The organism is Mesorhizobium sp. M0998, from assembly GCF_040318885.1.
GTDB lineage: Bacteria > Pseudomonadota > Alphaproteobacteria > Rhizobiales > Rhizobiaceae > Mesorhizobium.
Map to the genome: position 1 here is coordinate 14070 of NZ_JAMYND010000020.1, position 23864 is coordinate 37933.

The following is a 23864-nucleotide window of genomic DNA, read 5'->3' on the forward strand; positions in this document are numbered from 1 at the left end:
GCAAATCCTTATGCGGAATAGCGCTGGAAAATCAGCGTTGCGTTGGTGCCACCGAAACCGAACGAATTGGACAAAACGGTGTCGATCCTTGCATCGTCGATGCGCTTGCGCACGATCGGCATGCCCTCGAATTCCGGATCGAGGTTCTCAATGTGGGCGCTCTCGCCGATGAAGCCGCCTTGCATCATCAGGATCGAGTAGATCGATTCCTGCACGCCGGCGGCGCCCAGAGAATGGCCGGTTAACGATTTGGTCGACGTGATGAAAGGCATCTTCTCGCCGAACACCTCGCGGATGGCGCCCATTTCCTTGGAGTCGCCGACCGGCGTCGAGGTGCCGTGCGTATTGATGTAGTCGACCGGCGAGGACACCGTTGCGAGCGCCTGCTTCATGCAGCGCGCCGCGCCTTCGCCCGACGGCGCCACCATGTCGTAGCCGTCCGATGTCGCGCCATAGCCGACGATCTCGGCATAGATCTTGGCGCCGCGTGCCTTGGCATGCTCGAGCTCTTCAAGAATCAGCACGCCGGCGCCGCCGGCAATGACGAAACCGTCGCGATCGACGTCGTAGGCGCGTGAGGCGACCGACGCCCTGTCGTTGAACTTGGACGACATGGCGCCCATGGCATCGAAGAGATCCGACATCGTCCAGTCGAGATCCTCATGGCCGCCGGCGAAGACGATGTCCTGCTTGCCCCACTGAATCAGCTCGTAGCCATTGCCGATGCAATGCGCAGACGTCGAGCAGGCCGATGAGATCGAATAGTTGACGCCGTGGATCTTGAACCAGGTGGCAAGCGTCGCCGACGCGGTCGACGACATCGCTTTTGGCACCGCGAACGGCCCGATCCGCTTGGGGCTGCCGTTTTTGATCGTGGTCTCGGCCGCCTCGACGATTGCACGGGTCGACGGTCCGCCGGAGCCCATCACGATACCGGTGCGCTCATTGGTGATGTCGGCCTCGTCGAGGCCGGCGTCTGCGATCGCCTGGTCCATTGCGACATGGTTCCAGGCAGCACCCTGCGACAGGAAGCGCATGGCGCGACGGTCGATCATGCCCGATGGGTCCAGCGTCGGCGCACCCCACACCCGGCAACGGAAGCCATGCTCGGCGAAAGAGTCGGAGAAGCTGATGCCGGATCTGGCATCGTGCAGCGAGGTCTGCACCTCGTTGGCATTGTTGCCTATCGACGACACGATGCCGAGACCTGTGACTACGACCCGTCTCATTCGCAACTCCTTCCAGCGCCGACCCCGAACCTGAAATCAATTTCCGGAATGGAACCATGCGCAAAATTAAAGTGCTACAGCGTTCATCAGACGTCCAAGACGTCGTACTGTAGGGTCTTCGTTCAGACGGCGGCCGATTGCTTGGACAGACCGACCTTCAGATCCGTTGCCGCGTATATGGGCTCGCCATCTGCCTTCAGCCAGCCATCGGCGATGCCCAGCACAAGCCGACCGCGCATCACGCGCTTGAAGTCGACGCCATACTCCACCTTCTTGACCGAAGGCGTGACCATGCCTTTGAACCTCACCTCACCGGTCGACAGCGCCATCCCCTTGCCGGGTTCACCGAGCCATCCGAGATAGAACCCCGTCAACTGCCACATGGCGTCCAGGCCCAGGCATCCCGGCATGATCGGATTACCGATGAAATGGCAGGCGAAAAACCACAAATCCGGCTTGATGTCGAATTCCGCGCGGATGAAACCCTTGTCGAACGCACCGCCGGTCTCGCTGATCTCGGTGATGCGGTCGAACATCAGCATCGGCGGATAGGGCAGCTGCGCATTTCCCGGTCCGAACAGCTCGCCGCGGGCGCAGGCAAGCAATTCCTCGTAACCGTAGCTGGATTTCGGATCCGCCATCAATCTCGTCCCCGTGATCGTCCCGGGCGAAAGGCGCCCTTGTCGGTGGTTTCCTAACACAATCTGTTTCAGGCCGGAAACCGGCGTTTGCGCTTAACCTGCCCGTCTGCCCGGGTCAATGCGCGCTATTGATCGCATTCGGTCGACAGAATATATGTCAGGACACGTCCAGTTTCGGCAGATGCTCAATTTCTGCCATTTTGGACCGTCTGAGGCGGAACTGTGAGCGCGACGGATAGATGGATCTGGGTTGCCGGAAGGATAATGTCGCTGTGGACAAGCGGGTTCGTGAGGCCGGTCTGAGGCCGACACGCCAGCGCATCGCGCTGGCCGATCTGCTTTTCGCCAAGGGCGACCGCCATCTTTCGGCCGAGGAACTGCACGAGGAGGCGCTTGCCGCCGGCGTGCCGGTGTCTCTGGCCACCGTCTACAATGCTCTGCACCAGTTTACCCAGGCCGGTCTTCTGCGCATCCTTGCCGTCGAGGGGGCGAAGACTTATTTCGACACCAACACCTCCGATCACCATCATTTCTATATCGAGGGCGAAAACAGGATCTTCGATATTGACAGCGGCCCGGTGACGGTTTCCAACCTGCCGGAGCCGCCGGAGGGCATGGAGATCGCCAATGTCGATATCGTGGTGAGACTGCGTCCGAAACGCTGCGACTGACCGGCACTTATGAAATTCCTGGATTTGACGCTCCGGCTCGAATGGGTCGCCGTCGCGGTGGCGGCTCTTATCTTCTATGCAATCGCCGGTGTTTCCTGGTGGCTGTTTGCCGTGCTCATTCTGGCGCCCGACCTGTCGATGCTGGGTTACATCGCCGGGCCGCGCGTCGGGGCCGTCGCCTACAACGCCTTGCACATACTGATCTTCCCCGTTCTGCTGGCGCTTGTCGGCAGCGTCTTTGACAATGCAATGGCGGTAGCTGTCGCGCTGATCTGGATCGCCCACATCGCCATCGACCGCGCTCTGGGCTATGGTTTGAAGCTGTCAAGCAGTTTCCAGGATACCCATCTCGGCCGCATCGGCCGCTAAACCATCCCCGAACCGAAGACCAGCGAAACAAATGCCGGATCCGGTGCTTGCAGCGCTGGCCCGACCTGCGGTTCGGAAAGTCAGTTCTTGACCTTTTCGCCGGGATAGGCACCCCAGACCAGCGACTGCGCGAGCCAGCCGGTATGGCCGTCGAAGGTCATTTCGCACCACTGGCCATCGCAGGACTTGATCGTGCCCATCACCCCCGGTTCGAGGATCGCGATGACGCCTGCGTCTTTTGCCGGGTCGTCAAGGAGGTTGACGCGAGCGTCCTTGCCGCGCTGCCAGGGGGCGACGATCGCCGTGCGACGGCCCGAAAGCAGCGACTGATTGATCCAGCCTTCCGAGCCGTCGGCATCACGCACACGGCGCCACGTATCGAACTCCTGGATGATCTCCATCGGCAGGCCGGGCTTCATATACATCCAGTCGACGGAATAATTGACGCCCGGCCCAACGCGCGAGTTGACGCGGCCGGATTTCAGGCTGACGAAGCGCGGCAGTGGCAAGCCGCTTGGTCCGAGCGTGATGCTCTGGGCGGGTGCGGCGGCACTTTGCGCCATCACCAGTGGGCTATGGATGAGAGCGCCGAGGAATGCTGCACTGAGGGTCAGGCGGAGCGACGCGAAACCAGACACTTTCGTTCCTTTCGGCGCCGGCCCATCGGCCTTCGCCCCTTTTTCTTTGTCTTCGGCGGAACCGCTTGTTACATGAATGACCGGTACCGCGATCGGCACTCAGTTTCGCCGTTCTTGGTTAAAGAGGTCTCAACGAGATCGGGTTCGAGGAAAACAATGGCAGGCAAAAAGAAGCCCCTCGTCGTCATCACGCGCAAATTGCCCGACCCGGTCGAGACCCGCATGCGCGAGTTGTTCGACGCCCGCTTGAATGTGGAGGACAGGCCGATGACGCAGCCGGAACTGGTGGCTGCGGTCAAGGAGGCCGACGTGCTGGTGCCGACCGTCACCGATAATATCGACGCGGCGCTGATTGCCCAGGCCGGCGACAACCTCAAGCTGATCGCCAATTTCGGCAATGGGGTAGACAAGATCGACGTTGCGGCAGCGGCCAAGAAAGGCATCACCGTGACCAACACGCCGAACGTGCTGACCGAAGATACGGCCGACATGACCATGGCGCTGATGCTGGCCGTACCGCGGCGGCTGGCCGAAGGCGCCAACGTGCTGACCGGCGATAAGAAATGGGCGGGCTGGTCGCCGACCTGGATGCTCGGCCGGCGCATTTGGGGCAAACGGCTCGGCATTGTCGGCATGGGTCGCATCGGCACCGCCGTCGCCAGGCGTGCCAAGGCGTTTGGCCTCTCGATCCACTACCACAACCGCCACCGCGTACTGCCGGCAATCGAGGACGAGTTGGAAGCCACGTATTGGGAAAGCCTTGACCAGATGCTCGCCCGCATGGACATTATCTCGGTCAATTGTCCATCGACACCGGCAACCTTCCACCTGCTTTCGGCGCGGCGGCTGGCGCTTCTGCAACCGTCAGCTTACATAGTCAACACCGCGCGCGGCGATATCATCGATGAGGAATCGCTGGTCAAGCTCATCCATGACGGCAAGATCGCCGGCGCCGGCCTCGACGTCTACGAGCACGAGCCGGCGCTGAACAGCAAGCTGCTGAAACTTGCCCACAAAGGCAAGGTCGTGCTGTTGCCGCATATGGGCTCGGCGACGCTCGAAGGCCGTATCGACATGGGCGAGAAGGTGATCATCAATATCCGCGCCTTCTTCGATGGTCATCGCCCGCCCGACCGCGTGCTGCCGTTGAGGGCGTGACCTGCCGTCACGCCGGCACGGTCTTGCCGCGGCAACCGCGCGTTCGTCGTTGGATAGCTTTGGCTTACGAATATGCCTTGCGCATGGTGACTGAGGTCGGCCGGTCGTAGCCCTTGTGCGCTGTCCGTTCGGTTTCACGAAAACCGAGGCGGGCAAAGGCTGCGTGATTTCCGGTCAGCTCGACCCGCGTCTGGAGCTCGATGGCGGTCCTGTTGTGGCTGCGGGCAAGATCTTCGACGGCCTGCATCAGCTGTTTTCCAATGCCTTGTCCCTGAAGAACCGGCTCGACCGCGAGCTTTCCAACATAGAGCTCGTCTGCGCGCTTCAGGATGAAGACGCAACCGACGATCTCGTTTTCCTTCAGCGCCAGGAATGCTGTCTCCTCCAGCGCTCTAGCCCTGAGATTTTCAACGGTGAGCCGATGCGCCGAGGACGGCGGGTCAATAACCTCGTCCATAAAGGCGAAGGCGCGCATGACCAGCGCCAGCACCTCGTCCCAACGGTCGAAATCGGCCGCAAGCTGCACGATGGAAACGTCGGCAGGCAGGCTCACGGGCTGGTTCGCTTGTAGCGGATCGTGTCGAAGCGTGCCGCCAGCGCATCGTAGAGCAGCAGTCGTCCGACCAGCGGCTCGCCAATCCCGGTGATCAGCTTGATCGCTTCCATGGCTTGCAGCGTGCCGATGACCCCGGTCAGCGCGCCGACAATGCCGGCCACCGCGCAGGATGGCACAAGTCCCGGCGGCGGCGCCTCGGGAAAGAGATCGCGGTAGCTTGGGTTCAACTTGCCGTCCGGGCCGGTTTCGAATGGCTTCAGTACGGTGACCGAGCCGTCGAAGCGGCCAACGGCGGCATGCACGAGCGGCCGGCTTTCCGCGGCGCAGGCGTCGGCCACCGCGTAGCGTGTCTCGAAATTGTCGGAGCCGTCAACGACGATGTCATAACGGGCAATGAGGGTAGGGGCGTTGTCGACGGTCAGCCTGAAATTGTGCTCTTCCACGACGACGTTTGGATTGATGCGGATGATCGCCGCTCTGGCACTGTCGGTTTTTGCCATGCCGACCATGTCCGTGCCGTGGATCACTTGTCGTTGCAGGTTGGAAAGCGAAACGATGTCGTCGTCGACGATACCGAGAGTGCCAATCCCTGCGGCGGCGAGATATTCGAGCACAGGCGCTCCCAATCCGCCGGCGCCAATGACGAGCACCCGCGCCCGCTTCAGCCGCTGCTGGCCGGCGCCGCCGATCTCGGGCAGCACGATGTGGCGGGCGTAGCGTTCGAGCTCTTCATCGGTGAGGGCGGCTGTGATCATCGCCGGACCATATAGCGGAGGAAAAAGCTTGTCAGGTATCAATGCATGCCGCTCAGAAGTGCGCCATGAACCAAGTTCAAATGGTCGGCCTGACCGTGCCGTGATCGACGGTCAGGAATTGCGCGCGTCCCTTGAGGCTGTCAAACAACGCGGCATCGGTCCCGGTCATGAAGGCCTGGCAGTTTAGTTCCTCCAGGATCGAGAACAAGGCCGCCCGTCGACCGCCGTCGAGATGGGCGGCGATCTCGTCGAGCAGCAGGATCGGTGTCATGCCCGACATCTCACCGGTTAGCCGCGCATGCGACAAGACAATGCCGACCAGCAGCGCCTTCTGCTCGCCGGTCGAACAGAGCTCGGCCGGCATCGCCTTGGGCCGGTGGCGCACCACGAGGTCGGAACGGTGCGGGCCGTCGAGCGTGCGTCCGGCGGTGCGGTCGCGGTCGCGCCCCTGGGCAAGCGCACGACGGAACCGTTCCTCTACGTCGACGGCCGGCAAAATACCGAGTTCGCCTTCCAGTTCGCCAGAGATGCCGATGTCGGCTTGCGGAAACGGTCCGTCGCCGGGCAGCCGGTCGATCATGGCGGCGAGCAGGCGCACCAGTTCGGCACGCGCCGCGGCAATCGCCACGCCGGTCTCGGCCATTTGCATCTCGATCGCATCGAACCAGGCACCGTCGCGTGAACCGTCGGCGAGCAGTCTGTTGCGGCCGCGCATTGCCTTTTCGTAGTCAAGCGCGCGCTGGCCGTGGCCAGGATCGATCGCCAGCACCAGCCGGTCTAGGAAGCGCCGGCGGTCGGCAGCCGGCCCGGGGAACAGGCCGTCCATGGCCGGTGTCAGCCAGACCACGCGCAGCCATTCCAGCATGTCTTCGGCTGAGCGTGCCGTCGCGCCGTTGATCCGCACCCGCCGGCCGGCTTCGCCGTCGCTGCCCGATATTCCGGTACCGATCTCGACCTGGCCTTCCGGCCCGTCAAGCCGGGCATGCAGCGCAAAGCCACCGTCGCCGCCTTCGCGCGCCACCTCGGAATAGGGTGCGCGGCGCAGGCCGCGGCCCGGCGTGAGCAGCGAGATCGCTTCAAGCAGATTGGTCTTGCCGGCGCCATTGTCGCCGGAGAAAACGACAGCGCCGGGATCAAGGTCGATTGCCAACGCCGCATAGTTGCGGAAATTCGTAAGTATGAGCTTACTTATGTACGTCTGCTGCGGTTTTGCAGATCTGGTCACGACAGCAAGATGGCCCCGTTCGGGCCCTACACCCGCATCGGCATCAGCACGTAGAGCGCGGTCTCGTCGGCCATATCGTGGATCAGTGTCGGGGAACCGGCATCCGCCAGCATGAACTTCGCCTCCGTGCCGGTCAGTTGCGCGGCAACGTCGAGCAGGTATTTGGCGTTGAAGCCGATTTCAATCGGATCGGACGAATAGTCGGCCGCCAGTTCCTCGGTGGCACTGCCCGAATCCGGGTTGTTGACCGCAAGCGTGACCTGCCCTTCGGCGATCGAAAGCTTCACCGCCCGGCCGCGTTCGGACGAAATGGTCGAAACGCGATCGACGGCAGCGGCGAAACTCTGGCGATCGATAATCAGCTTCTTGTCGTTGCCGGTCGGAATGACGCGCTGGTAATCCGGGAAAGTGCCGTCGATCAGCTTGGAGGTCAAGATAACGCTGCCGATGGTGAAACGGATCTTGGTGTCGGACAATTCGGTGGTGACTGCAACATCGGGATCGTCGACCAGCTTTTGCAGCTCGCTGACCGTCTTTCGCGGGATTATGACGCCGGGCATGCCCTCAGAGCCTGCCGGCGCATCGATCTCGGCGCGCGCCAGCCGGTGGCCGTCGGTCGCGACAGAGCGCAGCTTCAGCTTGCCGCCGGCCTCGTGCGTGTGCAGATAAATGCCGTTCAGATAATAGCGCGTCTCCTCGGTCGAGATGGCGAACTGGGTCTTTTCGATGAGGCCCTTTAGTCCGAAGGAATCGAGCCGGAAAATATGCGAGAACGACCCGGCTGAAAGCTCGGGAAAGTCGGACTGCGGCAGGCATTGCAGGCGGAAGCTCGAGCGCCCCGACGTCACCGTCATGGCGTTGCCGTCTTCGTCGGTCTTCAGCGCCACCTCCGCGCCGTCGGCAAGCTTGCGCACGATGTCGTAGAGCAGATGTGCCGGGACCGTCGTCGCCCCGCCACGTTCGACCTTTGCCGGCGTTGCTTCGGTCACCTCCAGGTCGAGGTCGGTCGCCTTCATTTCAAGGCTGGCCCCCTCGGCGCTGAGCAGCACGTTCGACAGGATCGGAATGGTATTGCGCCGCTCGACCACGCGGTGAACATGGTTGAGCGACTTCAGGAGATTTGACCGTTCCAGGATAACACGCATGACAAAACAGGCTCGCTTGAATGAATGAACGGGTCTCCGGCAAGCGGCGCCCCGCGAAAGGTCTGAACAGGCTCAGAATCTGCGTAAACTGACAGGAAAAACCCGGCAAACGCAAGCCCGCGCCACCGGTTCGGACCGGCTGCACGGGCTTTCCGGGGATAAAAAGGCCGGAGTCCGCGAGCCGGCGTTTTTCGGGCCGTCAGGCCTGGTCGTTGATCAGCCTTCTCAGCAATTCGAGTTCCTGCGCCAGTGTGTTGTCGGCACCGGAAAGATCCTCGATCTTGCGCACCGCATGCAGCACGGTCGTATGGTCACGACCGCCGAACCGCCGCCCGATCTCCGGCAGCGAGCGCGGCGTCATCACCTTCGACAGATACATGGCGACCTGCCGTGGCTTGACGATGGTGCGTGTGCGCCGGTTGGACAGAAGTTCGGTCTTCGACACGTTGTAGTGGCGCGCGACGATGCGCTGGATGTCCTCGATACGCACCCGCTTGGGTTCGCCCGAACGATAGATGTGACCAAGGATCTCGTCGATGCGGTCGATGGTGATCTGCGGTTCGAAGGATTGGCGAAACAAAAGCTGGTTGAAGGCACCTTCGAGCTCGCGTCCGCTGCCGGTCACCGTGCGGGCGACGTGGTTGAGGATCTCTTCGGAAATATCGAGCGACGCATCGTCGAGCTTGGCGGTGGCAAGCCTGAGCTTGAGCATACCGATACGCATGGCGAAATCCGGGGCTGACATTTCCAGCGCGACGCCGCCGTTGAGGCGCGAGCGGACGCGTGGCTCCAGCGACTCCAATTCCGACGGCGGCCGGTCGGCAGCGACCACCACTTGCTTGGCGCTGTCGAGCAGCATGTTGATCAAATGGCAGAATTCGTGCTGGATCGACTTGCCCTGCAGGAACTGCATGTCGTCGATGATGAGGAGGTCGATGTCGCGCAGCTGTTCTTTCAGCGTCAGTGCGTTGTTGTCGCGGATCGCGGTGGCGAACCGCCACATGAAATACTCAGCCGTCAGATAGACGACCCGCGATTTCGGGTTCTGCTTCAGCGATTCTGCGGCGATCGCCTGCAACAGGTGCGTTTTGCCCAGCCCGACCGTCGCGTGAAGAAAGAGCGGATTAAAACGCACCGCGCTCGACTGCGATTCCGCGACCGCCTTGGCGGCGGCAAAAGCCACTCGGTTCGATGGTCCTTCGATGAAGGAGGTGAAAGTATAGCGTGGATCGAGTGGCGAACCGAGAACATTGTGCCGGAACTCGGTTTCTGCGGGCATCCCCGGGCGGGGTACCGGGACCCGTTCGACCCTGCTGGGGCTCGCCGTGCCCGCAGAGAGCGCGGTTTGCGTCTGTCTGGTCATCTTGCGCGCCGGGGCCACTTCTGGCTCGACGCTGTTGCGGCCCTGCCGTGTGGCGGTGCGAACCACGATCTCGATCTTGAGGATCTCCGGATCCTCGTGCTTCCACAACTCGGTGATGAGATCGAGATAGTGGCCGTTGATCCATGAACGCAGGAATGCGGTTGGCACTGAGATGCGGACAATGCCCTTAGAGGATTCAGCGACCTTCATGCGCCCGAACCAGCTCGAATAGACCTCGGTTCCCAGACGCGCCTTCAACTGGGCCTTGACCCGATCGAACTTCTGTTCAGCTTCATTGGAAGCCGCCATGTCGTTCCTTCCGATTAACGTTCCAGGAAATGGGAGGTCGCCTGTAAGCTCCCTTTCGATGCCGCCGCTCTGCATGATCGAGTTCCTTGTCTCTTGTACCTGTTTTCCGCCGGGGATGCGCCTCCTGCATCCATGTTTCCGGCGACCGTGTCTTCGCGGCGACACCATCGCCGCCGCCGGCTGATGAATCGCCTCGTTGTCGGTCCGGCGCCGAAGAGCCGATCCGCTTTGGTCATGTCAGGGCAACAAAATGCCGTCCGGCGAAAAACCGCCGGCGCACCGTCGACCTGCCATGTACAATTACGCCAGTCCCCTACCGTATCGAAAAGACAAACCAACCCCGTCCGCGGAGTTGAATCCGCGGTGTAAACTCTGCCAATTTGAGCTGGCCGGTTTCAGGCTGGTCAAGGGCCAAGGGCCCGTCCCTTCGATGGACAGACATTACCGAAATCGCTGTGGATAGGGCAAGGCCACCCCTAACGGATTTTTAAGGAATCTGACTAGCAAGGGACGTTTCGAACGCCATGCCGCAACAGTTGATTTTGACAAAGCCATTGTGATTCAAACCCTTTTCCGGCGAATGTGAAAAAGGCCACACAACGCGAAATTTTCTGAAATAATTCACTTGACAGCCAATTGCCGCCTATCGGCCACAGCCGATGTGAACAAGCTGTGGATCACCATCGGTAAGCCTCTGAAAAAAAACAGTAATCTGTGACGCTCGGAAATTTTCGCATTGACGGTTTCGAAGGCTGCGAATATCAGCGGGTATGTATACGCCGGCAAAGCATTTCGAATTTTGAAATGCACGCGGAGCGCCATTTTGCGGGCTTTCTTTTAAGTACTTGCCGGCAAACGAAAAAAACCCGGCGCGATTGGCCGGGTTTGAAGAAGCGCAGTTCAGGAAAAGATATATTAGGCCGACAGCACCTTGACCCGTTGGGCCAGCCGCGACACCTTGCGCGATGCCGTGTTCTTGTGCACCACGCCCTTGGTCGCGGCGCGCATCAATTCCGGCTCGGCCACCTTGAAGGCAGCCTGTGCGGCCGCCTTATCGCCGGCCGCGAGCGCCTCTTCGACCTGGCGGATGTAGGTCCGGACGCGGGAGCGGCGGTTCTTGTTGATCGCTGCGCGACGGGCGATCTTGCGCGTTGCCTTTTTGGCCGAGGAGGTATTGGCCATGGTGCCTCTCTTCTGATCTGGTGGGCGCTTGCGGGATACCGCAGGGCGCAAAAAACAAACGGGCAGCCACAGGGCCGCCTCGGTTGGTGCGGCTTATAGTTCAGCTTTTCCGGCGCGTCAACGCTGCAGCGCTTTCTTTTTGACCGGCGCCTTCGTCATCTCATCGGTTCGTGAAATTCGGCTTCCGCTTGCCGCTGAAGGCCGCCATGCCTTCCTTCTGGTCATCCAGCGCAAACAGCGAATGAAACAGCCGGCGCTCGAACCGCAGACCCTCGGTGAGCGTCGTCTCATAGGCGCGGTTGACGGCCTCCTTTGCCATCATCACCGACGGCAAGGAAAAACCAGCGATCTTGGCCGCTGCCTTAAGCGCTTCCTCGATCAACTCGCCGGCTGGCACCACGCGCGAGACAAGGCCGGAACGCTCGGCCTCGGCTGCGTCCATCATTCGACCCGTCAGGCACATATCCATCGCCTTCGACTTGCCGACAAAGCGGGTCAGGCGCTGCGATCCGCCCATGCCGGGCATGACGCCCAGCGTGATCTCGGGTTGGCCAAACTTGGCAGTGTCGGCGGCGATGATGAAGTCGCACATCATCGCCAGTTCGCAGCCGCCCCCCAGCGCATAGCCCGCCACCGCCGCGATGATCGGCTTTCGTGCCCGCGTAAATTCTTCCCAGCCGACGAAGAAATCCTGCAGATAGGCATCCACATAGGAGATGGACTGCATTTCCTTGATATCGGCACCTGCCGCGAAAGCCTTTTCCGAACCAGTGATGACCATGGCGCCGATGTCGGCATTGGCGCCCATGCTATTCACCGACGCGACCAGTTCCGCGAGCACTTGTGAATTCAGCGCGTTGAGCGCCTGCGGCCGGTTCAGCGTAATCAGCCCGACCTTGCCGCGGGTTTCGACGATGATGGTTTCATAGCCCATGCTTTGCTCCTCCTCGGTTCTGGTTCAAGCCTGACAGGCCCGGCAGTGGAAGGTCGAACGACCGCTTTGCACGATACGCTCGATGTGGCCGCCACAACCAGGCTTGGAGCAGCCTTCCCCCTCGCGATCGTAAACCGCGAAGGAATGCTGGAAGTAGCCCAGTGATCCATCGGTCTTCATATGATCGCGCAACGACGAGCCGCCGGCGGCGATCGCATCGGCGACGACCGAGCGGATTGCTTCGGCCAGGCGTTCGCTCTGCTCTTTGGCTTTCTTGCCGGCTCTCGCGAGGGTGCCCGCTTCGCGCAGCGGCGATAGGCCGGCCCGCCAAAGCGCTTCCGAGACGTAGATATTGCCTAGCCCGGCAATCAGCCTCTGGTCCAGAAGTGCCGCTTTCAGCGGTGACTTGCGACCTTTCAGCAACGAAGCGAGCAGCGCGCCGTCCAGTGCGTTGCCTGTAGGCTCGACGCCTAATCCCGCCAGCATCGGATGCATGTCGGGCTCGCCTTCCGAAAACAGCATGAACCCGAAGCGGCGCGGGTCGTTGAAGATCACGCGAGAGCGGACGCCGGCAGGGGATGCGATGTCGAAGACGACGTGATCGTGAGCAGTGTTTTTCGAGCGTTCGTGGTGGAACACGCTGGGCGTTGCGCTCTCGTCGGCCGTTTCGATGCGAAACGAACCCGACATGCCGAGATGGCAGATCAGAACCGGGCCGTTGTCCATGTGCATTGTCAGATATTTGGCACGGCGGCCGAGCGCCGCAATCGTCTTGCCGGTCAGCCGCTCCGAAAATCTCTCGGGGAACGGAAACCGCAAATCCGGCCGGCGTGCCTCGACACCGACAATGCGGGCACCTTCAAGGGCCGGCTGCAGACCGCGCCTGACTGTCTCTACCTCCGGCAGCTCAGGCATGGCCACCTATCGTGGCATGGAAGGAGGTGCCGTGACGGCCGCGCGCCAGCCCGAGATGTTCGGCCACGGTTTCGCCGATGTCGGCAAATGTTGTCCTCAGTCCGATGTCTGCGCCTTTGAAACCCGGCCGTGTCCCGATAATCGGAATACGCTCGCGCGTGTGGTCGGTGCCGCGCCACGTCGGATCATTGCCGTGATCGGCGGTCAAGATGAGCAGATCGCCTGGCCTCAGCCGTGCGAATGCCTCGGGCAGGCGCCGGTCGAAAGCTTCGAGTGCGGCGGCATATCCCGCAACGTCGCGCCGATGCCCGAACTCGGTGTCGAAGTCGACAAAGTTTGCGAAGACGAGGTCGCCGTCGCGGGCGTCTTCCATGGCACCAAGCGTTTTGTCGAACATCGCCATGTTGCCGGCAGCCTTGCGGACTTCCGAGATCCCCCGATGGGCGAAAATGTCGCCGATCTTGCCGATCGCGATAACCCGGCTGCCGCGCGCCGTCAGCCGGTCGAGCAGCGTCGGTTCCGGTGGCGGTACGGCATAGTCGCGACGATTATGCGTTCGCTCGAACGTGGCGGCGGTTTCACCGATAAACGGCCGCGCGATGACGCGGCCGATATTCAGCGGATCGACGAGCCTGCGCACCACTTTGCAGAACTCGTAAAGCCGTTCCAGGCCGAAATGAACCTCATGCGCGGCGATCTGCAGGACGGAGTCGATCGAGGTGTAGCAGATCGGCTTGCCGGTGCGGATATGGTCTTCGCCGAACCGTTCGATAATCTCGGTGCCCGGAGCATGGCAATTGCCGAGGATGCCAGGCACCTTCCCTTCACGCACCATTGCTTCGGTCAACTCGGCCGGAAAGGCGGGAATCTTGTCTGGGAAGTAACCCCAGTCGAAACGGACCGGCAGGCCGGCTATTTCCCAATGGCCCGATGGCGTGTCCTTGCCGCTCGAAACCTCTTGGGCCGCGCCGTGAAAGGCGGCGGCAAGCGGTGCACTGCCGGCATTCTCAAACCTGAAACCCGTTGCCGTTGCCGCGGCCTGGCCGAGACCGAGCGCGAGCATGTTTGGTACAAGAAGGGGTCCGGCACGCAGGCCTTCGCGATCGGCGCGGCCCTCTGCGCAGGCCCGCGCGATGTGTGCGAACGTATTGGAGCCGGTGTCGCCATAACGTTCGGCATCGGCCGCGCCGCCGATGCCGAAGGAGTCGAGGACAAAAAGGAAGGCGCGTGCCATCGAAAGGTTCATCATTGCCTGTGTGTTGGCTCAGACATAGGGTTCCGCGCCACCATTGGCAATTCGGAAACCCAAACAGCACGGCTTGGCGTGCTGGTCCCGGAGAGACGAATCGCGGCATGGTCGATCTGCGGATGGAAATGCGCGGCGCGGAGCTCGCATGAGGCTTGCCCTGACAGCATTCGCCACCGTACTGGCTTTGCTGCTGGATGCGTCTTGCACAAACCTGGCGCGAGCCGATTGGCGCGATGTTATCGGAACGCTCCGTATCGGTATCGTCGCCGAACCGTTGCCGGTCGAGGGACTATGTGCTGGCTGCAGCCATCGTGCGTCTAGTCTCGGCCCGCAGTCGCAAGCAATAGCAACAGACCGGTTAGCGGGCTTCAGGCGTCAGCAATCGCTGCACGGAATGGTCGGGCTCCTGCGCGGCCGCAGATAATAAGTTTCCGCCATCGATATCGAATTGAAGACCGAGCTCAACCCGAACCGGCTTTGGCCGTCCGCCGACCAGGTGATGATTGGCTTGTAGGCGAGATCGCTTTCGACCCGAATGAGGAACGTGCCTTTGATCTTGAGCGCGCTCGGGACCGTCGTGGTGGAATCCTTGACCGCGTCGACGCTAGAGACGCCATCGACCAGCTTGCGCGACCACACGACCAGGACTTTCGGCGTCGTCTCGTTCGTCACCTGTATCGCCGTGATAATGATCTTCGGTTTCGAGCGGTTGTAGGGCTGGAGCGTGGAACTGCCGATCGCCATGATGGCATCGACATCGGCCGCCTTGACGGTCTGCTGCTGCGTGACGAGGTCCGCTACCATGCTGCCGATGCGGCTGACCTTCTTGCTGGTCTCGATGGCTTGCGAGGCCTCCATTGTCATAAAGTACATGATCAACAGGATAGGCACGATGAGGGCAAACTCGACAGCCGCAATACCGCGGCGGTCCGAGCAAAGCCGGACTGCTCTTGTACAAATCCCTGCGATGCCCAGCTGTGCCCCCGCACGAATCATGGCTTTGCCCTTTTCAAGCGACTACGTGGTTCAGTTGTCGAACGGCTCGTTCTGCCAAGTGATCGAAGCAAAATGCAGCGTTTTGCCGTCCTTCAGGTTGGCCATCGATTTGGCCATGAAGTCGGTCATCACCGGCCATTTGTAAAAAACACGCAGCATGTTTCTCGACTCCGCCAGGCCAGGTGCGACGGTGAAGGTCTGTGTGCTCGTGCCTTTGGTCAGCACGACGTCGCCATCCTGGATCTTGAAACCGGCCAGCGCCGCATCGGCGAAGGTCGGATATTCGCGCAAGTCCACCAGCAATCCGGGACAGGTCTTGGCGACCATGATCTCCAATTTGGTGCAGATCATATCCCGCAGCTTGGTGCCGGACACATCGGCCGGTCTTAGTTGGCCGGTACGCAGTTGGCGCGCGATGTCGTCGGTTGCGTTTGCCATCACTTCCTGTGCGGCAAAAGAAATGCAGCTCTCCAGGATGGCGAAGACAAGAAGCGCGAAAGGAATTGCAAGCATGGCGAATTCGATCGCCGTGCTTCCGCGGCGGTCGCCCAAAAACCGTCTTGGAGAACCTGCTCGTCCTACCTTGCTCATGTCCGCTGCCCGCCGATGCCCGCTTCTGTATCGGTCCACCGTTAGTCGGAACCGATTGAAGTCCGGTTGGAATGACCGTTAAATTCAACGGGAAGGCCTTAACCTGGCGATAACCGAAGCACGTTCCCGCCAAAGACGGAGACGTCGGCTAGCTAATGCACGGCGCTCATTTCGGCTTCAGAGGCCTTCTCGGCATCGCTCTTATACGAGCTTTCGCAATATGGCGCGCAGGACATGGTCTGTACTTCGGAACGCCGATAGATGCGCACCGACGACGCTGCCTGGCGCACGACGGTTATTTGCTCATCGACGATCGGATTGCCCTGCTGGTCGAGGACGACGAGATTGGTGACGCCAAATCCCTTGCCGGTCAGTACGATCGTCGATGCGTCCTGCACGGAGGCGTCGGCGATCGCCGGATTGCCGACGACAATCGTATCGGCGGCGCGCGACAATTTGATGATCTTTGCCTGGTTCATCGTCACCTCGATGCCGGCGCCGGCCTTGGCTGGAAAGGCGAAAGCCGCTGCGGCAAAAAGCACGGCAACTGGAAATGATGATCTCGGCCCGGCCATTGAGGCGCCCCCTGGCAAACTGTTCAACGGAACATGAACGAGATTGGTGAACCAACCGTTAAGCGGCTGGAATTCAGGATCAAGCCGGAACCGGCATTGGGCCTAGCCGGCACGGCTGAAACGTCTTTGCCGAATTGCGCCTGTTGCGCCTTTTGTCGGCCGAGGCCCTGGCGGCGGGTATTTTAGTTCTGGGTTAACCACGCAATGTCGTCGAAGCGGGAAAGGAATCGGTAAGCCTGTTTATTAAGCCGATTGAAACAGCTTCTCCTTAGATTCGCAGTATCCGATCAGCCACCAAGAGAAGTTGACGGAAGTGCTGTAACAATTGGAGTAGGAGCTCGAATGTCTAACCTCATCGCACGTTTTGTGAAGGACGAATCCGGCGCGACCGCTATCGAATACGGTCTGATCGCCGCTCTTATCGCACTCGCCATCATGGTCGGCGCCGGCCAGCTCGGCAACTCGCTGAACGCCAAGTTCACCGCCATCTCCACTAAGGTGAACGGTAGCTGACCGTAACGGGTTCGGTTGTTCTGAAATAAGGGCCGCCGCACTGGCGGCCCTTATTTAGTCCTGGTATGAATTGAAATTTGCGCCTCATCAGTCGTTAGTCGAATAGGATTGGGTTTGGGGGCCAGATGCAATTGGGTCATAGGCGCGCCGATGCTTGAAGCCGTGATCTTCGTCGTATTTCCGTTCTGCATGCTTTTTGCCGCGATCTCCGACATGCTTTCGATGACGATCGCCAATCGCGTGCCGGTGTTGCTTGTGGTCGTCTTCGCCTTGGTTGCGCCTTTGACCGGTATGGACTGGGCCACCTATGGCTGGCATTTCGCCGCCGCCGGCCTGGCTCTCGCGGTGACGTTCGGCCTGTTCGCGCTGGGCGGCATGGGCGGCGGCGACGCCAAGCTTCTGGCTGCCACTGCCATGTGGATGGGACTGAACATCCATCTCATCGAATACCTCGTCGCCTCGACATTCATCGGCGGCCTGCTGACGCTAGCCATCCTCGCCTATCGAAAATCGCCGCTTGCCGCCGTCACAAGCCATAATCCGTTCCTGCGCCATTTCGCCGATGAGGCGACCGGCGTTCCGTACGGCATCGCGCTTGGCATTGGCGGTCTGCTCACCTATTCCGACTCGCCATTGATGGCCTGGGCACTTACCAGGCTGGCGGGCTGAATTTCACTTTACGCGGTTGGCGCCGAGCAGGCGAGTTGGCCACGTTTTCCTTCGGGCCGGGCTTGTCGGTCCAATTTATATAAACGTTAAATTAATCACGATCGTAAGTATAACATTAACCTTGTTTTGACGATTGCCGCTGCAAAGTCCCGCTTGGCTACGTGGTTTGCCAAGGCGAGGTTCGGACAGATGCCAGCATCCCGATTGATTATTCTGAGCGTGGCGATAGCCGCGGCCGGTGGTGCAGGCTATGTCGCGAAGAACATGGTCGTGGCTCCGCCGCCTCCGGTTGTCGATTCCGGTCCTCAGGCGCCGGCGATCGCGCTGCAGGATGTGCTTGTTCTTTCCGGCGACGTTCCGATGGGCAGTCCGCTTGAAAACAACATTTCCTGGGAGTCATGGCCGTCCGCAGGCATCAACGCAAATTTCATCACCCGCGCCGCCGAGCCTGAAGCGCTGGACAAGCTGAAGGGCGCCGTCGCTCGCGTGGCGCTCTACGCCGGCGAGCCGCTGCGGCGCTCGAAGCTGATCGGTGAAGGGCAAAGCTTCATGTCGTCGATCCTGCCCTCCGGCATGCGGGCCGTTGCCACAAGCATCTCGGCCGACACCTCGGCCGGTGGCTTTATTCTTCCCAACGATTTCGTCGACGTCATCATGACCCGCCGAGCCGATCCCGCCAATGGCGGTGGTCCGGGCTTCACGACCGAAACTATCCTGAAGAACATTCGCGTCCTGGCGATCGACCAGACCATTCAGGAGGACGAGGAAGGTAAGAAGACCAGGGTTGGCCAGACCGCCACCCTGGAACTGACGCCGCAGCAGTCCGAGATCATCACCGTCGCACAGCAGATGGCGGATCGCCTGACATTGGCGCTGCGCTCGATCAAGGACAGCCAGGACAAGAATGTGGGCGAAGCCGATTACCTGGTTTCCGGCAATGGCCGGCGCGGAACAGTGCGGTTGATCAAGTCGGGCGAAGTTTCCGAAGTGGGGGCAAGGAAATGAGGCTAAAGACCAAACTGCCGCTCATCCTGGCTGCGGCGATCGGCCTGTTTCTCCTTGGAACGAATGCATATGGCATTGTCGATGCCAGTGCGGCGGGCAATGCCAGGGTGACGGCTTCGACCGCCACCCAGCGGGTTAAGCTCGGACTGAACAAGTCGGTGGTCATCGACCTCCCGAGCGATGCCTACGACATTCTCGTCGCCAACCCCGCTGTAGCCGACGCGGTGACCCGCACCGCCAGGCGCATCTATCTGTTTGGAAAGGCGGTCGGCGAGACAAATATCTTCGTCTTTGGCTCGAATGGCGAGCAGATCGTCAGCCTTGACCTAGCGGTCGAACGTGACGTCGCCGGGCTGGAGGATTATATCAAGCGCTTCATCCCGTCATCGGAGGTCAAGGTCGAGTTGCTGAACGACAACGTCGTTCTGACCGGAACCGTGGACACTCCTCTGGACGCCAAGCGCGCGGCCGATCTGGCAACCATTTTCGTGTCCGGCGGCGAGGCAACCACGGGTCAATATTCGCAGACCGCTGCCGGCGGTTCGGCTGAAGCCGGCGTCGCGATCGATAACCCGGATGCCGAGCGCCGCGTCAGCAAGATCGTCAACCTGCTGCAGATCATCGGCGACGACCAGGTGACGCTGAAGGTGACGGTCGCGGAAGTCAGCCGCTCGGTGATGAAGCAGCTCGGCGTCAACATGGTGGGCAACGGCAGCAGCAACGGCATCAGCTGGGGCGCGGTAAGCGACAATTTCACTGGTTTGGGCAAGTCGCTGTCGAACTCGGGCCTCTCTATCGGGAGCTCGACGCTGCAGGCCTACATCAATGCCATGGAACAGTCCGGTGTCATGAAAACCCTCGCCGAACCAACATTGACGGCCGTATCCGGCGAGAAGGCGACCTTCAAGGTTGGCGGCGAATACAACATGGTGACCAGCGTTTCCCAAGCCGTATCAAACGATAACCAGACCGGTCTGAAGACGTATTCGGTCGAGAAGATCGAATACGGCATTGGCCTGGAATTCCAGCCGGTGGTGCTGTCTCCCGGCCGTATCAGCCTGAAAGTCAGAACCTCGGTTTCCGAGCCGACAACGGAGGGATCTGTGTCTTTGTCCGAAGGCGTAACGAGCCCGGGCATGAATGCCCTGTCGCTCCGCAAGCGCTTGGCCGACACAACAGTGGAACTGCCTTCGGGCGGCTCGATGATGATTGCCGGCCTTGTCCGCGATGATCTCAGGCAAGCTGTCAACGGCTTGCCCGGTCTGACAAAGATTCCAGTGCTTGGCGCGCTGTTCCGCAGTAGGGATTTCGTTCGCAACGAGACCGAGCTCGTCATCATCATTACGCCCTATCTGGTGAAGCCGGTGGCGCGCAACGATCTTGCCAAGCCGGATGACAATTTCAACGCCGCCAGCGATGGCGCCGGCATTTTCCTTGGCCGCGTCAACCGTGTCTACGGCACCATGCAGACCGACAAGCCCAACGGCCGTTACCACGGCGTTGTCGGCTTTATCTACAAGTAAGCGGGGAAGCGGTCATGTCTAAGGCAACATCGAAGGCACGGGCGATCACCGCGACGCGGTCAGTCCATTCGCGAATCTGGCGGCCGGCCGTTCCCATTATGGCGATCGCGATGGCGGCATTGCTGGCCGGCTGCGCCAATCGCGACAGCGTCACGGTGGGTGCCATACCGGACGATTATCGCACCACCCATCCGATCGTCATAGCCGAGAAGGTACAGAAGATCGACCTTCCGGTCGGCGCCGGCGACCGTGGCATGACCAGATCCCAGCGTGACACGCTCCTGGGCTTCCTGGACGGATACGACAGGAGCGCGGCTCCGGTGCTGACGATCGAGATTCCGAGCGGCTCAGCCAACGAAATCGCAGCGGCCGCGGCCGGCCGCGATTTCGCCAGGCTGGCCATAGCCAGCGGCATCAGCCGGAAGCGGATCGACATGCGGTCCTATCAGTCTGTTTCGGCCGAAGCGTCCGCACCGGTCCGTGTTGCCTACGTCTCGGTGAAGGCTCAGACGGATAAATGCGGGCGCTGGCCCGAAGACCTGCTGCAGACTTCGGAAAACAAGCACTATGCCGATTTCGGCTGTTCGTATCAGAACAACCTGGCTGCCCAGATGGCCAATCCGTCCGATCTGATCGGGCCACGCAAGCCGACGCCGATCGACGCGGAAAATCGCGGCGCGGTGATCGACGTCTATCGTGACAGAGGTATTTCGGACGAATTCCTCGGCAATTCGGAAGTCGAATATTAACGAGTGTTGAGGCTCAACAAACCCTAAGCCGCGCAAGTCACGGAAAGTGATGACAATGAGCAATCTTGCCTATGACACAGAGGTACCGGGCGGCGAAACCTCGGAGCAGGATATTGCCGCGATGCAGGCGTTGCGGCCGATCCCGCGCATTTCGATCCAGGCATTTTGCGAGACCGAAGGCGTAGCCAATCCGGTCGAGCGCGCCGGCGAGGATCGCCGCATGGCCAAGGCCCATTTGAAGGTGCATATGGGGGGCATCCCCACCGCTATCGAATTCTATCAGTCGGCGCCGACGCCGAACCTGATCCTGCTTGAATCGCGCAGCGAGCCGAAGCTGTTGCTGGAACAACTCGCCCAGCTCTCCGAGCATTGCGACCCGACCTCCAAGGTGGTGGTGGTCGGCCACTACAACGATGTCGGCCTGTATCGCGAACTCATCCGTTCGGGCATTTCCGAGTATGTCATCGCGCCCGTATCGATGGCCGACATAGTCAGCGTGGTGTCTTCGATCTTCGTTGATCCGGAAGCTGAGCCGATCGGCCGCTCGATTGCCTTCATCGGCGCCAAAGGCGGCGTCGGCTCCTCGACCATAGCCCATAATGTGGCCTGGGCCATGTCGTCCCTTTTCAAATCCGAAGTGGTTGTCGCCGATCTCGACCTCGCCTTCGGAACGGCCAATATCAATTTCGACCAGGATCCGGCGCAAGGCATTGCCGAGGCAGTCTTCTCGCCGGAACGCGTCGACGAGGTCTATCTCGACCGGCTGCTCGCCCAATGCGCCGAGCACCTGTCGCTGCTTGCGGCCCCTTCGACCCTGGAGCGGGTCTACGATTTCGATCCCGACGCCTTCACCCAGCTTATCGACATAGCCCAGCGTAGCGCGCCGCTCCTCGTGCTCGATGTTCCCCACGTGTGGGCCGGCTGGACCAAGAACACGCTGGTCAAGGCCGACGAGATCGTCATCACGGCGACGCCCGAACTTGCCAATCTGCGCAACACGAAGAACCTGGTCGACATGCTGAAGCGGCTTCGTCCGAACGACCCCGCGCCAAAGCTTGTGATCAACCAGGCCGGTGTGCCGAAACGTCCTGAGATTACGCCGTCCGACTTCTCCGAATCGCTCGGCCTTTCGCCGATGTCGGTCATCCCGTTCGAGCCGCTTTTGTTCGGAAATGCTGCCAACAACGGACGTATGCTCGGTGAGATGGATGCCAAGAGTCCGGTTGTCGCCACGATCAACGAGATCGCCCATGTGCTGACAGGGCGCAGCGAAATCAAGGTGAAGAAAAAGGCTGGCCTCGGCAATCTGATCGGCAAGCTTTCGCGCAACAAGAAGTGATGCCTCAGCGGTGGAATTGGTAAGCGATCATGTTTGGTAAAAGAGGCAGCGACGACGGCAACCGGACCATTCCGGAATTCCGTCAGCCAGCACCCGCGCCTGCTGCGCCGGCGGCCGCAAACCCTGTGGAAGCGGCTGTAACTGCCAGGCCGGCGGCGCTGCCGCCATCCGGCGCGCCTGCCGCGCCGGCGGTTCGCCGTGCGGTCGAGCCGCCGCCATTGGCGCCGGAGCCGAAAAGTATCCAGCGCCAAAAGAGCGAAACCTACTACGACACCAAAAGCCAGGTCTTCGCCGCACTCATCGATACGATAGATCTGTCGCAGCTCGCCAAACTCGATCCCGAAAGCGCGCGCGAGGAAATCCGCGATATTGTCAACGACATCATCGCGATCAAGAATTTCGCGATGTCCATCGCCGAGCAGGAAGAGCTTCTCGAGGATATCTGCAACGACGTTTTGGGCTACGGGCCGCTGGAGCCACTGCTTGCCCGCGACGATATTGCCGACATCATGGTCAATGGCTCCAAGAACGTCTACATCGAAGTCAACGGCAAGGTCGAGCAGACCGGCATCCGTTTCCGCGACAACCAGCAGCTCCTCAACATCTGCCAGCGTATCGTCAGCCAGGTTGGCCGCCGCGTCGATGAATCAAGCCCGATCTGCGATGCGCGTCTTCCTGATGGCTCCCGTGTCAACGTCATCGCACCGCCCCTGGCTATCGACGGCACCGCACTTACCATCCGCAAGTTCAAGAAGGACAAGCTGACGCTCGACCAGCTGGTCAAGTTCGGTTCGATTTCTCCGCAAGGGGCCGAGATTCTCAAGATCATCGGGCGTGTCCGCTGCAACATTGTCATCTCGGGCGGTACCGGCTCAGGCAAGACGACGCTGCTCAATTGCCTGACCAACTATATCGACCGCGAAGAACGCGTCATCACCTGCGAGGACTCAGCTGAGCTGCAATTGCAGCAGCCGCATGTGGTGCGTCTCGAAACCCGTCCGCCCAACCTCGAAGGCGAGGGCGAAGTGACCATGCGCGACCTGGTCAAGAACTGTCTGCGCATGCGCCCCGAACGTATTATCGTCGGCGAAGTGCGCGGACCCGAAGTGTTCGACCTGCTGCAGGCGATGAACACCGGCCATGACGGCTCGATGGGAACGATCCACTCGAACAGCCCGCGCGAATGCCTCAACCGCATAGAGTCGATGATCGCCATGGGCGGCTACACGCTGCCGCAAAAAACCGTGCGCGAAATCGTCGTCGGCTCCGTCGACGTGATCATACAGGCTGCACGCCTGCGCGACGGATCGCGGCGTATCACCCACATCACCGAGGTGATCGGCATGGAAGGCGACGTCATCATCACCCAGGACATCGTTCTCTATAACATCAAGGGCGAGGACGCGAACGGCCGGCTGCTGGGCGAGCACGTGTCGACTGGCATCGGCCGTCCGCATTTCTGGGAGCGCGCCCGCTACTACGGTGAGGAGCAGCGCCTCGCGGTTGCGCTCGAGGCGATGGAGAAACGCGCTGATTGATCCGTCTGGAAGCGTGGGGGCCAGGGT

25 protein-coding genes are annotated in these 23864 nt (G+C 60.8%); 10 read left to right on the plus strand and 15 right to left on the minus strand.

Annotated elements, in window-relative coordinates; translation table 11 throughout:
* Window positions 1-8: 8 nt before the first annotated feature.
* Both fabB and fabA read right to left on the minus strand, forming a co-directional pair.
* A complete protein-coding gene (gene fabB, locus NKH59_RS19545) occupies window positions 9-1229 on the minus strand; it encodes a beta-ketoacyl-ACP synthase I (RefSeq protein WP_023676911.1) in 1221 nt (406 codons plus the stop codon).
* 122 nt (window positions 1230-1351) lie between these two features.
* The gene (gene fabA / locus NKH59_RS19550; protein ID WP_352470073.1) at window positions 1352-1870 is read right to left on the minus strand and encodes a 3-hydroxyacyl-[acyl-carrier-protein] dehydratase FabA; all 519 of its coding nucleotides are present in this window, start codon (window positions 1868-1870) and stop codon (window positions 1352-1354) included.
* Between the two features lie 239 nt (window positions 1871-2109).
* On the opposite strand from fabA, the gene irrA reads away from it, so the two are divergent.
* Together irrA and NKH59_RS19560 are read left to right on the plus strand one after the other, a co-directional pair.
* Window positions 2110-2541, plus strand: a complete 432-nt coding sequence (irrA, locus tag NKH59_RS19555; RefSeq protein WP_352969655.1) for an iron response transcriptional regulator IrrA — start codon at window positions 2110-2112, stop codon at window positions 2539-2541.
* A gap of 9 nt (window positions 2542-2550) precedes the next feature.
* Complete coding sequence (locus tag NKH59_RS19560) at window positions 2551-2910, plus strand: DUF4260 domain-containing protein (RefSeq protein ID WP_352770784.1); 360 nt, start codon at window positions 2551-2553, stop codon at window positions 2908-2910.
* A gap of 80 nt (window positions 2911-2990) precedes the next feature.
* Here the strand turns inward: NKH59_RS19560 and NKH59_RS19565 are convergent, their stop codons facing one another.
* Window positions 2991-3548 carry an SH3 domain-containing protein gene (locus tag NKH59_RS19565; protein WP_352541270.1) on the minus strand — a complete coding sequence of 186 codons (558 nt, stop codon included), beginning with the start codon at window positions 3546-3548 and terminating at the stop codon, window positions 2991-2993.
* Between the two features lie 156 nt (window positions 3549-3704).
* On the opposite strand from NKH59_RS19565, the gene NKH59_RS19570 reads away from it, so the two are divergent.
* Complete coding sequence (locus NKH59_RS19570) at window positions 3705-4706, plus strand: 2-hydroxyacid dehydrogenase (RefSeq protein WP_352470076.1); 1002 nt, start codon at window positions 3705-3707, stop codon at window positions 4704-4706.
* A gap of 64 nt (window positions 4707-4770) precedes the next feature.
* On the opposite strand, the gene NKH59_RS19575 is transcribed toward NKH59_RS19570, so the two are convergent.
* The 12 genes from NKH59_RS19575 to NKH59_RS19630 form a co-directional block, all read right to left on the minus strand.
* A complete protein-coding gene (locus tag NKH59_RS19575; RefSeq protein WP_353022776.1) occupies window positions 4771-5259 on the minus strand; it encodes a GNAT family N-acetyltransferase in 489 nt (162 codons plus the stop codon).
* Complete coding sequence (locus NKH59_RS19580; protein WP_352470078.1) at window positions 5256-6017, minus strand: molybdopterin-synthase adenylyltransferase MoeB; 762 nt, start codon at window positions 6015-6017, stop codon at window positions 5256-5258. Before NKH59_RS19580 ends, NKH59_RS19575 begins: the two co-directional genes overlap by 4 nt.
* A 76-nt stretch (window positions 6018-6093) precedes the next feature.
* Complete coding sequence (recF, locus tag NKH59_RS19585; RefSeq protein WP_352470079.1) at window positions 6094-7242, minus strand: DNA replication/repair protein RecF; 1149 nt, start codon at window positions 7240-7242, stop codon at window positions 6094-6096.
* Window positions 7243-7268: 26 nt separating this feature from the next.
* Window positions 7269-8387 carry a DNA polymerase III subunit beta gene (gene dnaN, locus NKH59_RS19590; RefSeq protein ID WP_352613892.1) on the minus strand — a complete coding sequence of 373 codons (1119 nt, stop codon included), beginning with the start codon at window positions 8385-8387 and terminating at the stop codon, window positions 7269-7271.
* Between the two features lie 199 nt (window positions 8388-8586).
* Window positions 8587-10059 carry a chromosomal replication initiator protein DnaA gene (gene dnaA, locus NKH59_RS19595; RefSeq protein WP_023676921.1) on the minus strand — a complete coding sequence of 491 codons (1473 nt, stop codon included), beginning with the start codon at window positions 10057-10059 and terminating at the stop codon, window positions 8587-8589.
* 915 nt (window positions 10060-10974) lie between these two features.
* Entirely contained in the window at window positions 10975-11241 is a 267-nt protein-coding gene (rpsT, locus tag NKH59_RS19600) for a 30S ribosomal protein S20 (RefSeq protein WP_023676922.1), read from the minus strand.
* A 160-nt stretch (window positions 11242-11401) separates the two neighbouring features.
* Entirely contained in the window at window positions 11402-12175 is a 774-nt protein-coding gene (locus tag NKH59_RS19605) for an enoyl-CoA hydratase (RefSeq protein ID WP_352685689.1), read from the minus strand.
* Between the two features lie 24 nt (window positions 12176-12199).
* Window positions 12200-13090, minus strand: a complete 891-nt coding sequence (mutM, locus tag NKH59_RS19610) for a bifunctional DNA-formamidopyrimidine glycosylase/DNA-(apurinic or apyrimidinic site) lyase (protein WP_352541274.1) — start codon at window positions 13088-13090, stop codon at window positions 12200-12202.
* Window positions 13083-14324: a phosphopentomutase gene (locus tag NKH59_RS19615; RefSeq protein WP_352685693.1), complete on the minus strand. Its 1242-nt coding sequence runs from the start codon at window positions 14322-14324 to the stop codon at window positions 13083-13085. The genes mutM and NKH59_RS19615 overlap by 8 nt, the downstream gene beginning before the upstream one ends.
* Window positions 14325-14714: 390 nt before the next feature.
* Entirely contained in the window at window positions 14715-15335 is a 621-nt protein-coding gene (locus NKH59_RS19620; protein ID WP_352470083.1) for a TadE/TadG family type IV pilus assembly protein, read from the minus strand.
* A gap of 30 nt (window positions 15336-15365) precedes the next feature.
* Window positions 15366-15926 (minus strand): TadE/TadG family type IV pilus assembly protein, encoded by a 561-nt coding sequence (locus NKH59_RS19625; RefSeq protein WP_353022778.1) that lies wholly within the window; start codon window positions 15924-15926, stop codon window positions 15366-15368.
* A 152-nt stretch (window positions 15927-16078) separates the two neighbouring features.
* Entirely contained in the window at window positions 16079-16501 is a 423-nt protein-coding gene (locus NKH59_RS19630) for a pilus assembly protein N-terminal domain-containing protein (protein WP_352613897.1), read from the minus strand.
* A gap of 342 nt (window positions 16502-16843) precedes the next feature.
* Between NKH59_RS19630 and NKH59_RS19635 the strand changes: the two genes are divergently transcribed.
* The 7 genes from NKH59_RS19635 to NKH59_RS19665 all read left to right on the plus strand — a co-directional run bounded on the left by NKH59_RS19635 (window position 16844) and on the right by NKH59_RS19665 (window position 23837).
* Window positions 16844-17014, plus strand: a complete 171-nt coding sequence (locus NKH59_RS19635; RefSeq protein ID WP_023676929.1) for a Flp family type IVb pilin — start codon at window positions 16844-16846, stop codon at window positions 17012-17014.
* 150 nt (window positions 17015-17164) lie between these two features.
* Window positions 17165-17683, plus strand: coding sequence for an A24 family peptidase (locus tag NKH59_RS19640; protein WP_353022780.1), 519 nt, complete (start codon window positions 17165-17167; stop codon window positions 17681-17683).
* A 189-nt stretch (window positions 17684-17872) separates the two neighbouring features.
* Complete coding sequence (cpaB, locus tag NKH59_RS19645; RefSeq protein ID WP_023676931.1) at window positions 17873-18688, plus strand: Flp pilus assembly protein CpaB; 816 nt, start codon at window positions 17873-17875, stop codon at window positions 18686-18688.
* Window positions 18685-20211 (plus strand): type II and III secretion system protein family protein, encoded by a 1527-nt coding sequence (locus tag NKH59_RS19650; RefSeq protein ID WP_353022782.1) that lies wholly within the window; start codon window positions 18685-18687, stop codon window positions 20209-20211. The genes cpaB and NKH59_RS19650 overlap by 4 nt, the downstream gene beginning before the upstream one ends.
* Window positions 20212-20225: 14 nt before the next feature.
* Entirely contained in the window at window positions 20226-20960 is a 735-nt protein-coding gene (locus tag NKH59_RS19655) for a CpaD family pilus assembly protein (protein WP_352541279.1), read from the plus strand.
* 55 nt (window positions 20961-21015) lie between these two features.
* Entirely contained in the window at window positions 21016-22299 is a 1284-nt protein-coding gene (locus NKH59_RS19660) for a CpaE/TadZ family protein (RefSeq protein WP_352621909.1), read from the plus strand.
* Window positions 22300-22328: 29 nt separating this feature from the next.
* Window positions 22329-23837 (plus strand): TadA family conjugal transfer-associated ATPase, encoded by a 1509-nt coding sequence (locus NKH59_RS19665; RefSeq protein ID WP_352448622.1) that lies wholly within the window; start codon window positions 22329-22331, stop codon window positions 23835-23837.
* Window positions 23838-23864 lie beyond the last annotated feature (27 nt).